Origin of the sequence: Salinicoccus sediminis (genome assembly GCF_000986795.1) — a bacterium.
Lineage (GTDB): Bacteria > Bacillota > Bacilli > Staphylococcales > Salinicoccaceae > Salinicoccus > Salinicoccus sediminis.
The window spans coordinates 96,787-109,712 of sequence record NZ_LAYZ01000001.1 but is presented as its reverse complement, the minus strand read 5'-3'; the positions used below and the strand labels follow the sequence as shown (position 1 = coordinate 109,712).

Genomic DNA, 12,926 nt, shown 5'->3' with positions numbered 1-12,926 from the left:
GTAAATACTTATGCATTAAAAAAATCCAGAGACGATCCTGTCTCTGGATTTTTTGTGCTTATTCGTTGAACGATACATTTTCAATTCTGATGTTACCGACCGGATCAAGGTCTACACCGCTCACCTGGGATGAATTGACTCCCAGTGCAAAGTTGGTATGGAACAGATATGCCGCCGGTGCTTCCTCTATCAGAATCTGCTGGGCATTACTGTATGCTTCAAATCTCGCATCTTCCCCGGGTTCTGTGCGGCCTTCATCAAGGAGGGTGTCGACTTCCTCATTCGTATAGAATGAACGGTTCCCTGTCGCGCCGTGACTGTTCGAGTGGAACAGTGCATACAACCCGTAGTCGGCATCAGCAGTCACCGTTGTCCAGCCGAGGATGAACATGTCGTGATCGCCCTGTGCGGTACGGTCAAGGTATGCCCCCCACTCGAACTGTTCCACATCGACATCGATGTTCAGCTCCGCCAGTTTTTCCTGAATGTATACTGCCGTGTCGATAATTTGCGGATCTTCGTCCACCCAGATTGTCGTGCTGAAACCGTCAGCCACATCTGTTTCCGAAAGCAGTTCCTTGGCCCGTTCCATATCGTAATCTATGCCTTCAAGGTTTTCATCATACCCCCATACATCCGGGGCAAGTGGTCCGGTGGCTGCGATTCCCATGTCGTCGTATACACCGGAGATGATTTCATCCCGGTCAATGGCATAGGAGATCGCCTGGCGGACTTTGACATCATCAAACGGTTCTTTCTCAGTGTTGAAGCCGAGATAGGACATCCTTACGGATTCCTGTTCAACGAGCTCTGTATCGGCCCCTTCAGCTACACGTACAGCACTGCTTGAATCGACATCTCCGGCAACCTGGATACCGCCTGTTTCAAGTTCAGCCATACGGGCGCCATTTTCAGGTATGACGCGGAAAGTGACTGTTTCAAAATTACGTTCCCCTCCCTGGAAATCGTCGAATTTCTCAAGGACTGTCTCTTCTCCTGAAGACCTCGACTGCAGCATCAGATGGTTCGTACCATCTGCCTGTGAGCCGATGACGCCGCTTGTATGCTCTGAAATCTGCTCTGCAACATCTTCATATTCAGATCCGCCTTCATCACGCAGCCCGTAGTATTCATCCGCAGTCATGTCCACGCCCGCTTCATCGAGGGCTGCCTGATAATCCTGGTCAATCAGATCCTTGCTCATGATGCCTGCCGTATTATGGGCAAGGTGGCTTGGAAGCGGAGCAAACGGGAATTCTGTATGTAGATTGACTTCATAGTCCCCGACCACTTCCACCTCTTCGATCATTTCAAACAGGAATGCCACTTCTGATGCAACCGCAGTGTCACGTACACGGTCAAGTGTCGCCTTGACATCCTCAGCTGTGAATTCTGAGCCGTTATGGAAGGTCGTACCTTCACGGAGTTTCAAATTCCATACATCATCTTCTGTCGCTTCCCATTCCTCTGCAAGGCCCGGTGCGAGTTCCATATCAGTTTCCTGGAAGACCAGTGTTTCATAGATATTCCTTCTGACCTGCGCTGAGGCTGAATCATTACTGCCGTGCGGATCAAGTGTGACTACATCATCCATCATGGCAATATTCAGATCACCACTGCCAACGCCACCGGCAGCATTCTCATCCGTTCCCTCTTCTCCCCCCGCACTTTCATCACCACTGCCGTCCACATCTGAATCATCAGTACAGGCTGCAAGCACCAATGTCAGTACAAGAACAAAGAAAAATACAAAAAATTTCCTGTTCATCAAATTTCCTCCTCCCGAATGTATAATTCAATTATATATGAATGATTATGCCCAATCAATGAATATTTTGAAAAATGGTAATATTTCTAAGATTATTAATTTTATTTCTGAATTAAACATTTTTAATGAAAAAACACTTCATCCATATTAAGACGAAGTGTTTAAAAAATAAATATTTATTCAATGTGAATAAGAATAAGCCTCCCGCATAATACAGGAGGCTTTATTTCTATTTCTTCGCGTCTTTGACACGCTTTTTCGCTTCTTTAGAATCCGTTTGCTTATTCATCATTGTCATCATCTGATTAATTTTCTTCTGGGAAGGTTTCTGTCCCATCTGCATCATCATCATTCTGAGCATGTCTTCATTAATAGGCGGGTTCTTTTCAAGATAGTCCATCATATACTTTCTTGCGAGGAAGAATCCCAATGCAACGCCACCGATGAGTGCAACTGTAACAATAATTATCCAAATCCAAGTAGCCAAACTGCTCACCTCTTTCTTCGTAGACCATTATAAAGTTTACATTAAAAACAGGTGTTTTTCAACAAGTTATTTGTCGAGTACAGTCTGGAGAACCCTTTCAACGGTAAAGCCGTATTTCTCGATTACAAGGTCGCCGGGAGCACTTGCACCGTACGTATCGATAGTGTGCAGTTTGCCGTTCATACCGACGAAACGATGCCATCCATGGCTTGCCGCCATCTCGATTGCGGTCCGGTTTTCAATATGCGGATTGAGTACGCTGTCGATATATTCCGCATCCTGCTTCAGGAACTGCTGCATGTTCGGAATGGATGCCACCTTGACATTCACACCCTGTGTCTTAAGCTGTTTCGCCGCGTTGACTGCAAGCGGCACTTCACTTCCTGATGCGAACAGGATTGCTTCGTCACCTTCATCATATGCGATATATCCGCCTTTTTTGACGCCTTCTTCCACTTCGAAATAAGGCACATCAATCACTTCGACATCCTGGCGTGTCAGGACAAGCGCTGTTGGCGCATCTTCCGCCTCCATTGCCACTTTCCATGCCGCACGCGTCTCATTGCCGTCTCCGGGACGGATCGTATTCAGGTTCGGGATTGCACGGAGCCCTGCGAGCTGTTCCACAGGCTCATGTGTCGGACCGTCTTCACCGACAGCGATGGAGTCATGTGTAAATACATAGGTTACAGGAAGCTTCATCAATGCACTCAGACGGAGTGCCGGCTTCAGGTAATCACTGAATACAAAGAATGTACCGCCGTATGGACGGACACCGCCGTGGGCCGCCATGCCGTTCAATGCGGCCGCCATGCCGAATTCACGTACGCCAAACCATACGTTCCTGCCTTCCGGCGTATCTTTGGAGAAGTCCGCCTCTTCCTTGACATTGGTCTTGTTGCTGCTCGCAAGGTCTGCTGCCCCGCCGAACAATGTTGGAACCGTTTCTGACAGCACCTGGATCATATCGCTTGAAGTGGCACGTGTCGCTTTCTTTTCCCCCGCTTCATAGTACGGGAGATTCCTGTCGTACCCTTCAGCAAGGACACCGTTGATTGCATCTTCAAACTCTTTATGGAGTTCCGGATGGGCAGATGCATAATCTTCCATCACTTTGATCCATTCCGCCTCTTTGGCATTACTCCGCATTTTCAATGTTTCACTGAAGCGGTCGTAGACCGAGGTATCCACTTCGAAAGTTTTACCTGGATCGAAACCGTAGTGTTCAAATGCCGCTTCCCTTTCTTCCGCACCAAGCGGTGCACCGTGTGAGGCACTCTTGCCCTGCTTGTTCGGTGAACCGTAGCCGATGATCGTCTTCACTTCGATCATGACAGGCTTGTCAGAAGATTTGGCTTCAGTAATCGCTCTGTCTATCTCTTCGACATCATTGCCGTCTTCGACTCTGATATAGTGCCAGTTATAGCCTTCAAAACGTTTTTTCACGTCTTCAGAAAAACTCATGTCAAGATCGCCGTCAAGTGAAATGTCATTGGAATCATACAGTACGATCAGCTTATCCAGACCAACATGTCCTGCGAGTGAGGAGGCTTCATGGGATATTCCCTCCATCAGATCCCCGTCACTTGCAATGACATATGTGTAATGGTCGACAACATCATAGCCATCGCGGTTGTAACGCGCGGCAAGGTGTTTTTCAGCCATTGCCATGCCGACACTCATCGCAAGCCCCTGGCCCAGAGGACCGGTAGTGATTTCAACACCATCTGTATGCTTGAATTCCGGATGCCCCGGGGTTTTGGATTCATACTGCCTGAATTCCTTCAGCTCTTCCATTTCAAGTGCACCGGAGAGATGCAGCAGGCTGTAGACAAGCATGGAACCGTGGCCGGCACTCAGCACAAAACGGTCCCTGTCGAACCATTTCACTGAGTTCGGGTTGAAATTCAGATGGCGGCTCCAAAGAGTATACGCCATTGGTGCCGCGCCCATGGGGAGACCCGGGTGACCGGAGTTCGCTTTCTCTACTGCATCGATTGAAAGTGTCCTGATCGTGTTTATAGCCAGCTGATCTGTTTTATCAAAAGTCATAGTACTTGCTCCTTTAGTTTTTATTATTCTTATCCTGCTGTATGCGTTTCAGTTTTTTGGGAGTGACATCTTTTCCTTCAGGATCGATGACTTTGGTATTCTCCACCTGTTTCCTGAATGAAGATCTGAAATTTTTCAAATATGCCTCCCTCAACCCTTTAAGCTCCTGCAGCTCACCCTTTGATATGGTCCCGGATTTTTTCTTGGCCGCAAGTGCATTGAGACGCTCTAGCTTATGGTTTTCCAACATAATGAACCCTCCCGTCCATTCTATTATAATTTACCATAAAAAAAAGTATGAGACCATCCTCATACTTCCACCCTCATTTGATAAACCCTATCAATTCCACCAGCTGGTCCATTCTCGAGCTTTCTGCATATTCTTTATCTGGAACATCCGTTTTATCCTTGCTGTTCTGTTCGTCTTCAAAAGTGACAACCTGGAATTCATCTATATAAGCAACGTCGGAATGTGCGTTCGTTGCAGCATGGGACTGCAGCATGAAAATAAGACCGGCAACCAATACGAATATGAATACAGTGGAAAGCATCTGAAATTCTTTCAGTGTCATGAAAATCCCCTCCTGGAACATATGTTTGTATAACAATAATAACAGAACGGGTGTTCCGGGTCAATCTCATGGCGAACAAATGTTTGTAACAGCATTGTCCATATGGTAGAATTAGGTTAATAAAATCTGGAGGTATAATATGAAGGAGTTAACGGACAGACAAAAGCAAATCTATCAGTACATCAAGAGGACCGTTCAGGATAAAGGGTATCCGCCGAGTGTCCGGGAAATCGGCAATGCTGTCGGCCTGCAGTCAAGTTCTACTGTACACGGACACCTTGCCAAACTGCAGGATAAGGGGTATATCAAACGTGATCCAACCAAACCCCGTGCGATAGAGATCGTCATGGAGGAGAACAGCCAGTATGCATCCGTCATCCAGGTCCCTGTACTCGGTAAGGTTACGGCCGGTCTGCCGATTACAGCTGTCGAAAATGTAGATGAGTACTTCCCGCTTCCAGAGCATTTCACTGCAAACCACAACAGCGAGATTTTCCTGCTGAATGTCGCCGGCGACAGTATGATCGAAGCGGGCATCCATGATGGCGACCGGGTGATTGTCAGAAAGCAGAACATCGCCCATAATGGTGACATCATTGTCGCCATGACAGAAGAGGATGAAGCGACGGTAAAAAGATTTTATAAGGAGAATGGCTATTACAGATTACAGCCGGAAAACCAGACTATGGATCCAATATATCTGGATGCAGTCACAGTACTCGGTAAAGTGGTCGGCCTCTTCCGGGAATTCTGAGGGACGCATAATTAAAGGGCGTATGCTTAAGCATACGCCCTTCTTATATTGACTATCCGGTAATCCATCCCTTGTATAACCGGTGTATTCTTTTATTTTCCGAGTATTATCCTTACCTGTTCCAGTATGTCTTTATCTTCGCTTATATCCTTATCCTGCGTCTTACCCATCAATTGCATCCCCTCATTCAATCGTTCAATTTGGATGGATTTCAGATAGCGGGAAACTTCTGATCCAATATATAAATTCCCCTTAAAACCATTTATAAACCAGATAAAAAGTATAGTTTTACTCTTTTGTGGACAATCAGCTATTTTTGTATATAGTTTTCAGTGTAATACGGAACATCCTCTCTGCCGTATGCAGTGCCAGTACCGAGATGTGTAAAATCAGGACTCAGGACATTCACCCGGTGATCCGGGGAATTGAGCAGACTGTGATGGGCAAAGATTACGGATGTGTGGCCCATGGCTATATTCTCTCCTGCCTTCTGGTATCGTACACCACTTTCCTCGATGCGGTCTTTCAAAGTGACGCCCTGCGGTGATTCGTGTTCGAAATAGTCATTTTGTGCCATATCGGTGCTGTGCCCGAGAGCGGCGCTTGATGCACTCTCATCAACCTCGAGCGGCTCCAGTCCGTATTCGATCCGCGATGCGTTCACAACGAGATGGTTCAGGCGTGAATTGGCCTCTGCCGGCGGGTTGTTATAGAGTGTTTCAATCGAGGCGACCTGGTCTTTATCCAGCAGAAGCATGCCGTTCACTTTATCCTCCTGATGCAGATCATAGAAGAAATAGACATAACTTTCCTTCAGGTCGAACACCTCGAAGCCTTCCTCGTTCACCCTGAGGCGTTTCCAGCCCTTCTGTATATATTCCTCAGGCTCCCCGTATGTTTCCCTGACCTTTTCACGGTCGAGGTCTTCGATATTAATGTTGCTGATGGATACATCATCACTGTTCGTATATCCGCCGGCAACCTTTCCATCCTGGACGAGAACCAGCCTGAACAGACCGGGTTCATCCTCGACGATAAAATCCCCGCTGTATTCAGAGTCCAGTACTTCGTTGTCCCCGCTTTGATATTCCTCGCCCATATCCAACTCGACATCCTGTGTCTGCGTGCTGTTCACCTGATGGATGACACTCCTGTCATATTCAGGATAGACATGGTTTTCAAGCCAGCTTTTGGCATACCGGGCATTCATCCCCTCCTCGAAATCGTAAGACTGGATTGCAGGGGCCAGCAGCACAGCAATGAGGTATAAGAGGACGAATAAAAATGCCTTTTTGAGCATGGTGCACCTCCAATTACAAAAAAAGTAATTAAACTGATGTCTAATTACTTAATGCGCCGTGTATTCTGTTTTTCTCTTCTCTTTATAGTCTGCAACAATTATTTTGTTTTCCTCATCGACGATCACGACATTCGGCTTGTGGTCTGAAAGCTCCGACTGTTCCAGCTGGACGTAGCTGATGATGATGACCACATCACCCACCTGCACTTTTCTTGCAGCTGCACCGTTCAGGCAGATCTCCCCTGAATGGCGCTCGCCCTCGATTACGTATGTCTCCAGGCGTTCGCCATTATTGTTGTTCACAATCTGCACCTTTTCACCAGGCAGTATGTCCGCCGCTTCCATGAGGAGTGGATCTATCGTGATGCTTCCGACGTAATTGAGGTTTGCCTCAGTTACCACCGCACGGTGGATCTTGCCGTTCATCATTGTTCTAATCATTTATAATCACCAACATATTATCTATTAATCGTACACGTTCGAACTTTACAGCAATGAATATTATAACATCAGTTGATACTGTTTGGATAGTATTTAAATCGGGATGGGTGAAGATCTGCAGGTCATCCATCTCCCCTGATGTATGATCCATGATATGCATTTCGATGCGTTCTTTGACGCTTTCTATGTCGGTCTCGCCTTCTAGCACCAGATCGCGTCCGATTTCGAGCGCCTGGTGGATTGCCGGCGCTTCCTCCCTCTCCGCGTCTGTAAGGTTCACGTTCCTGCTGCTCTTGGCCAGACCGTCCGGTTCCCGCGCAGTCGGCACACCGATGATTTCGAGATCATGATTGAAGTCCTCCACCATCCGCTGGATGATCATCAACTGCTGCCGGTCCTTTTCCCCGAATACTGCAAAATCGGGCTCAATGATATTGAAGAGTTTGTTCACGACCGTAACCACACCTTCAAAGTGCCCCGGGCGCTTGAGGCCGTCAAGTATCGAAGACATGCTCGCAAGGTTGAGCCCGAGCTCCGGCGTCTTCGGATACATTTCCTCCTCTGATGGATGGAAGACGAAGTCCACGCCATTTTCCTCGCAGATCTTAAGATCCCGGGCGAGATCTCTTGGATACGTATCCAGATCTTCATCCGGACCGAACTGCAGCGGATTGACAAACAGGCTGAGCACGACGAAATCGGCATGCTCCCTCGCTTTTGCCACCAGCGCCATATGCCCTTCATGGAGATATCCCATCGTCGGTACGAGTGCGATTTTCCCTTCCCTGTATGGTTTCAGTAATTCCCGGGTTTCTTTTATATTATCCGAAGTTTTCATCATTTTTCAAATACCCTCTTTTTATAGGTTGTCGCTGCATCCGGAAAGATACCGGACTTCACTTCCTTTACGTATTGCATGAGACCTTTGGCCGCGGCACTGTTGAAATCACCATATGCTTTGACGAATTTCGGCAGTCTGTCACTGCCGTACTGGAGCATGTCATGATAGACAAGCACCTGGCCGTCTGTCCCTGCTCCGGCACCGATCCCGATCGTCGGGATCGACAGTGATGCCGTAACTTTTTCTGCTAGATCTGCAGGTATTGCTTCAAGTACCAGCATACATGCCCCCGCCTCCTCCACTTTTTTTGCATCTGTAACCAACTTCTCCGCTTCTTTTAGAGAGCCTGCCTGCATTTTGAATCCCGTCACACCGACGGACTGAGGTGTCAGTCCGAGGTGTGCCACAACCGGCACTCCGGCCAGGACGGCCCGTCTGATTATCTCCACACACCCGATCCCTTCAAGCTTCACAGCATTTGCTCCTGAGGACTGGTACAGTGACAGGACATTCCCAACCCCCTCGTCATCGCTTGTATGATAGGAACCGAACGGCATGTCCACCACTGTGTATGTATCCGGTGCACCACGGCGCACCGCTTTCGCATGGTGGATCATATCATCCATGGTAACCTGAACCGTGCTGTCATAACCGAGAACTGTCATGCCGAGTGAATCCCCGACCAGGATCGTATCCAAACCGGCCGCTTCGCTCTGTTTTGCACTCGGATAGTCATAGGCCGTCACCATCGTTATTTTTTCCGAGTCCCGTTTCATCTGTATCAGTTCATTAGTAGTCTTCATCAGGCTACTCCTTTCGTTCTATGTATATTATACTTATTTTAACACATCCTGATATGTAGTCATCACTCTTATTCCAAAGGAGAAATATAATGAAAATCGCAGTAGTCGGCATCGGCGCCGTCGGCAGCATCATTGCCCGTGAACTTAAAAGGACAGAACATGAAGTGACACTGTTCGGCAGGACAGAGCGAAGCGGCTTCACGGTATATGAAAACGGGGAGTCCACCCTTTATCCATATAAGATAGAAAATATCGATACACACGGCGGATTTCAATTCGACGTGGTCTTTATGGCCACCAAGGCCACCGCATTGAAAGGTCTGTCCCGCAAAATACCGGAACTGTGCCACAGCCGTACGGAAGTCATCCTGTGCCAGAACGGCATGGGATATGACAAATGGTTCAAAAACAGCATCCCTGCGGTGGTCTATATCAGCGGGCAGAAACATGAGGATATGATTGAACATTTCCAGGATTCCAGACTGATCATAGACAGTCAGAACCATGAATACCTGGACGCTCTTATCGAAGACTTGAAAATTACGGACCTTGAGATAATGAAGGCCGGCAACTTTGAACAGCTAAGGTACGAAAAACTGCTGATCAACCTGGGCATCAACACACTGACCGGCCTGTCACAGAATACAGCCAAAATTTTCGATAAGCATAATGTTGCAGAGCTGACAAAAAGGCTCCTCGACGAAGGAATGGCGATCATAAACCGGGATGGAGAAATCGTAGAAGCCGGCTTCAGGGAAAAGGCGCTGGAAATATATAGAGGCTATAACCGTGAAATGGGCACCAGCATGTACTATGACATCACTGCAGGCAGGACCACGGAATTTGAATTCATCCAGCAGTATCTGCATGACCGCAAAGAAGACCTGGATACGCCCGCTCTGGACATATGCACCGTACTGCTCGATGCATATGAATATGAAAGGAAACAGAGATGACATCGCTCTTCCTTTTCATGTCAGATCATTTCCTGGCTGTGAAGACCATGTAGGAAAAAATGTTTGAGAATATGATTGCAATCGCAAACAGCGTCACAAAATATATGGTCAGACCCTGGATACCTTCCGCCGGCGTTGTAATATGCCAGTATAAAGTTCCCAGAAACCATAGAATTGCGATGAATGACGGAATATACAGTATAAGTTTCCTGTGTGTGAATCTTGCTGCTATTAGCGTGTAGGCCAATGTAAGTAAAAAGCACACCAGCATGATGAACAATAATTGAAACACCCTGTTTCCCCCTCCTTTGTCATAACCCGCATTTGCACCTATTATTATGACATATCTCACGATGTAATAGTACACAATATTTCTTCACCATTTGAATACTACAGCCATGAAAAACCGCGTGAAGCTGGATTTAGGTCCGGCTTCACGCGGTGTGTCATTCTTCCGTTTCTACAATTACATTCACTATCGACGCGTCATGGTCCACTATTCTGAGAGGTGCTGCAAAGGCTGATTTCAGTTGTTTCCCGATGAGCGGTTCGGGATTTACATCCTCATATATCAGCATTGTGGGTTCATCATATTTTTCATGGTCCAAAAATGCATGGTGGACAAAATAACCGTTGCCGCGAGCTTCATTCAGATTTTCTATACTGAGTGTATCGATTGCAACCGCCTTCAGATTCGGCAGCTGTGTACGCATATATTCCGCCGCTTCCGGCGACACTGCAGGAAAATCGCTGGAATATCTTTCAATGTCCGAATCCCTGTACTTCCAGTGCCCGGTATTGAAAATCAGTAGGTCCGCCTGCTCCACTTCACTGTTTTCCTTGAGCATCTCTACCGTAACAAACCCATTCCTTCCAAGCGGGACATCCAGCATCAGCGGTTTTTCATAGATGAAATCTTCAATCGGAATGGCATCTATTCCCTTTCCGTTATCCATATGATGCCATGGTGCATCGACATGTGTCCCGGCATGCAGATAGATGTTCAGAACTGATCCGTTCCAGTCATCCCCGTCCGCCTTGCGTTCCCGCGGCACAATTCCCACTTTCGGCAGGGCAGGATGCACAGGCATATCCTCATGGATCGGATAGCCGATTTCTACATAGCGACTCAAAATGATTCATCCCCTTCATTCATATTTATCCAGATTATAGCATAAAGTTGATTTTTTACATATCTAGCCGCCTTCGTTCTGATCGGGACTGTATTCCAGCATGTCACCCGGCTGGCATTCCAGCGCGCTGCATATACTTTCATAAAGTGAGAAAAATCCTCTGCACTATTCAGAGGATTTTACCGCAGGTGTTAAACGTTCACTCCGTATAATCCGACACTCTTTTTCGAAGGATGGTTATTTGAAGTCCGTACTCTGCCTGCGCCGAAGAGGTTCTCCCGTAAAGTGGATGCTTCATATTCAGTCCTGTAGCTGCCGCGTGCCTGCAGTACCGGCACCACATGTTCGATGAAGTCTTCGAATGTCACCGGACTTGCAGCCTGGATGATGTTGAAGCCGTCTGCATCGCCCTCGTTTGCCATCGCTTCGAGCGCATCGGCAATCTGTTCGGGCGTACCGACCACTTTGGTTGCCCCGATGCCGAGCCCGTGATGGAGGACCGCTTCACGCACTGTCCATTTCCGGGTTGTACTTGATGAATATTTCTTAAGGAATCCGTGCGACGCATTCGTTGTCACATCTTCCACATACTGATCCGGGTCATATTTGGAGAAATCTACGCCGGTATGTCCGGAGAGCATCGCGGCTGTCCCTTCATAGCTGACATATGACAGGAGCTCTTCGTATTTCTCCTGCGCCTCTTCTTCCGTCCGCCCTACAATCGGCACAATGCCGGGGAATATCTTGATGTCATCCGCTTCCCTGCCGGCATCTACCGCACGTTCTCTGATCTCTTTTGTAAATGCTTTCAGTTCATCCAGGTCGCTGGCCAGTGTGGTGAACAGCGCTTCAGCGTGCTTGGCTGCGAATGCCTTTCCTTTTTCAAATGCCCCCGCCTGGAACAGGACAGGCGTCCGCTGCGGTGAAGGTTCCACCAGATGGCTGCCCGGGACACTGAAATAGTCTCCTTTATGATTGATCGGATGGACTTTATCAGGATTTGAATAGACGCCGGTTTCACGGTTGGCTTCAACCGCATCCTCTTCCCAGCTGTGCTCCCAAAGTTTATAGACCACATCCATGTATTCATCTGCCCGGTCGTATCTCTTATCATGTTCAATCTGGTCGCCAAGTCCGAGATTCACCGCTTCACTCTTCAAGTATGACGTTACAATATTCCACGCCACACGCCCTTTTGTCAGATGATCCAGTGTTGAGAAATCACGGGCAAGCTTATACGGTTCTGTATAGGTTGCCGAATACGTCGGGGCGAAACCGATGTGCTCTGTCACTGCAGCCATGGCAGATATTTGAAGGAGCGTATTGTGGAGCGGCACCTGCACGGCATGCTCAATCGCAGCATCGGGACTGTCTCCGTAGACATCATAGATTCCCAGCACATCCGCCAGGAACACAGCATCAAACTTCCCTTTTTCCAAAAGCCTGGCCATGTCCGTCCAGTAGTCGAGATCCCCGTGGCGCTGCCCCTGATCTTCCGGATGGCGCCATAATCCCGGTGAATGCGGTGCTACAGAGTTCAAAGTGAATCCATTGAAACGAATTTGCTTTTTCATAAATGATCTCTCCTTGTCATAAACATTTCCCATCAAAACACCAGGATTTAAAAAACCTCTTCCTGTAAGGAAGAGGTAGGTTTCAACAGACACTCTTCCTCATCTTTCAAGCACATGCTTGTTGGAATGGGCACCTTTCTACTTGGAATTAAGTGAGGTTGCCGCAGGATCACGGGACCAATTTCCTCCCCTGCTCTTGATAAGGAATGCTATTTAATTTGTATATTGGATGTAATGATATAAGG

At 47.6% G+C, this 12,926-nt stretch carries 14 protein-coding genes, 1 pseudogene and 1 riboswitch; of the genes and pseudogenes, 2 read left to right on the top strand and 13 right to left on the bottom strand.

The window, feature by feature from the left end; genetic code table 11:
- Positions 1–58: 58 nt before the first annotated feature.
- The 5 genes from WN59_RS00530 to WN59_RS00510 all read right to left on the bottom strand — a co-directional run bounded on the left by WN59_RS00530 (position 59) and on the right by WN59_RS00510 (position 4,879).
- Positions 59–1,768, bottom strand: a complete 1,710-nt coding sequence (locus tag WN59_RS00530; protein WP_046510994.1) for a glutathione ABC transporter substrate-binding protein — start codon at positions 1,766–1,768, stop codon at positions 59–61.
- A 229-nt stretch (positions 1,769–1,997) separates the two neighbouring features.
- Entirely contained in the window at positions 1,998–2,255 is a 258-nt protein-coding gene (locus WN59_RS00525; RefSeq protein WP_046510992.1) for a YneF family protein, read from the bottom strand.
- Between the two features lie 66 nt (positions 2,256–2,321).
- Positions 2,322–4,307: a transketolase gene (tkt, locus tag WN59_RS00520; protein ID WP_046510989.1), complete on the bottom strand. Its 1,986-nt coding sequence runs from the start codon at positions 4,305–4,307 to the stop codon at positions 2,322–2,324.
- Positions 4,308–4,320: 13 nt separating this feature from the next.
- Positions 4,321–4,557 (bottom strand): DUF896 domain-containing protein, encoded by a 237-nt coding sequence (locus tag WN59_RS00515; protein WP_046510986.1) that lies wholly within the window; start codon positions 4,555–4,557, stop codon positions 4,321–4,323.
- Between the two features lie 73 nt (positions 4,558–4,630).
- Positions 4,631–4,879 carry a hypothetical protein gene (locus tag WN59_RS00510; protein WP_046510984.1) on the bottom strand — a complete coding sequence of 83 codons (249 nt, stop codon included), beginning with the start codon at positions 4,877–4,879 and terminating at the stop codon, positions 4,631–4,633.
- Positions 4,880–5,018: 139 nt separating this feature from the next.
- On the opposite strand from WN59_RS00510, the gene lexA reads away from it, so the two are divergent.
- The gene (gene lexA, locus WN59_RS00505) at positions 5,019–5,633 is read left to right on the top strand and encodes a transcriptional repressor LexA (protein ID WP_046510981.1); all 615 of its coding nucleotides are present in this window, start codon (positions 5,019–5,021) and stop codon (positions 5,631–5,633) included.
- Positions 5,634–5,943: 310 nt separating this feature from the next.
- On the opposite strand, the gene WN59_RS00500 is transcribed toward lexA, so the two are convergent.
- From WN59_RS00500 to panB, 4 genes are read right to left on the bottom strand one after another with little or no spacing between them, the layout of a single operon-like run.
- Positions 5,944–6,933, bottom strand: coding sequence for a CAP domain-containing protein (locus WN59_RS00500; RefSeq protein ID WP_046510978.1), 990 nt, complete (start codon positions 6,931–6,933; stop codon positions 5,944–5,946).
- 48 nt (positions 6,934–6,981) lie between these two features.
- Positions 6,982–7,374 carry an aspartate 1-decarboxylase gene (panD, locus tag WN59_RS00495; protein ID WP_046510975.1) on the bottom strand — a complete coding sequence of 131 codons (393 nt, stop codon included), beginning with the start codon at positions 7,372–7,374 and terminating at the stop codon, positions 6,982–6,984.
- Entirely contained in the window at positions 7,367–8,215 is an 849-nt protein-coding gene (gene panC, locus WN59_RS00490) for a pantoate--beta-alanine ligase (RefSeq protein ID WP_046510972.1), read from the bottom strand. The genes panD and panC overlap by 8 nt, the downstream gene beginning before the upstream one ends.
- Positions 8,212–9,018: a 3-methyl-2-oxobutanoate hydroxymethyltransferase gene (gene panB / locus WN59_RS00485; protein ID WP_046510969.1), complete on the bottom strand. Its 807-nt coding sequence runs from the start codon at positions 9,016–9,018 to the stop codon at positions 8,212–8,214. Before panB ends, panC begins: the two co-directional genes overlap by 4 nt.
- 89 nt (positions 9,019–9,107) lie before the next feature.
- On the opposite strand from panB, the gene WN59_RS00480 reads away from it, so the two are divergent.
- Positions 9,108–9,974: a 2-dehydropantoate 2-reductase N-terminal domain-containing protein gene (locus WN59_RS00480; protein WP_046510965.1), complete on the top strand. Its 867-nt coding sequence runs from the start codon at positions 9,108–9,110 to the stop codon at positions 9,972–9,974.
- Between the two features lie 25 nt (positions 9,975–9,999).
- Here WN59_RS00480 and WN59_RS00475 read toward each other — a convergent pair whose 3' ends face one another.
- From WN59_RS00475 to WN59_RS00465, 4 genes and pseudogenes are all read right to left on the bottom strand, one after another.
- Positions 10,000–10,266, bottom strand: a complete 267-nt coding sequence (locus WN59_RS00475) for a hypothetical protein (protein WP_156172368.1) — start codon at positions 10,264–10,266, stop codon at positions 10,000–10,002.
- Between the two features lie 154 nt (positions 10,267–10,420).
- Entirely contained in the window at positions 10,421–11,107 is a 687-nt protein-coding gene (locus tag WN59_RS00470; protein ID WP_046510961.1) for a cyclase family protein, read from the bottom strand.
- Positions 11,108–11,170: 63 nt separating this feature from the next.
- Positions 11,171–11,245 (bottom strand): annotated as a pseudogene (locus WN59_RS13430) (helix-turn-helix domain-containing protein); the annotation flags it as partial.
- 53 nt (positions 11,246–11,298) lie between these two features.
- Positions 11,299–12,681 carry an LLM class flavin-dependent oxidoreductase gene (locus WN59_RS00465; protein WP_046510958.1) on the bottom strand — a complete coding sequence of 461 codons (1,383 nt, stop codon included), beginning with the start codon at positions 12,679–12,681 and terminating at the stop codon, positions 11,299–11,301.
- A gap of 96 nt (positions 12,682–12,777) precedes the next feature.
- Positions 12,778–12,887: riboswitch (SAM riboswitch) on the bottom strand.
- Positions 12,888–12,926: the final 39 nt, after the last annotated feature.

Coding starts and splice junctions, on each gene's coding strand:
- panB (WP_046510969.1), bottom strand. CDS start 9,018: ATGAAGACTACTAATGAACTGATACAGATGAAACGGGACTCGGAAAAA.
- WN59_RS00480 (WP_046510965.1), top strand. CDS start 9,108: ATGAAAATCGCAGTAGTCGGCATCGGCGCCGTCGGCAGCATCATTGCC.
- WN59_RS00530 (WP_046510994.1), bottom strand. CDS start 1,768: ATGAACAGGAAATTTTTTGTATTTTTCTTTGTTCTTGTACTGACATTG.
- WN59_RS00465 (WP_046510958.1), bottom strand. CDS start 12,681: ATGAAAAAGCAAATTCGTTTCAATGGATTCACTTTGAACTCTGTAGCA.
- WN59_RS00510 (WP_046510984.1), bottom strand. CDS start 4,879: ATGACACTGAAAGAATTTCAGATGCTTTCCACTGTATTCATATTCGTA.
- WN59_RS00515 (WP_046510986.1), bottom strand. CDS start 4,557: ATGTTGGAAAACCATAAGCTAGAGCGTCTCAATGCACTTGCGGCCAAG.
- panC (WP_046510972.1), bottom strand. CDS start 8,215: ATGATGAAAACTTCGGATAATATAAAAGAAACCCGGGAATTACTGAAA.
- panD (WP_046510975.1), bottom strand. CDS start 7,374: ATGATTAGAACAATGATGAACGGCAAGATCCACCGTGCGGTGGTAACT.
- lexA (WP_046510981.1), top strand. CDS start 5,019: ATGAAGGAGTTAACGGACAGACAAAAGCAAATCTATCAGTACATCAAG.
- WN59_RS00500 (WP_046510978.1), bottom strand. CDS start 6,933: ATGCTCAAAAAGGCATTTTTATTCGTCCTCTTATACCTCATTGCTGTG.
- tkt (WP_046510989.1), bottom strand. CDS start 4,307: ATGACTTTTGATAAAACAGATCAGCTGGCTATAAACACGATCAGGACA.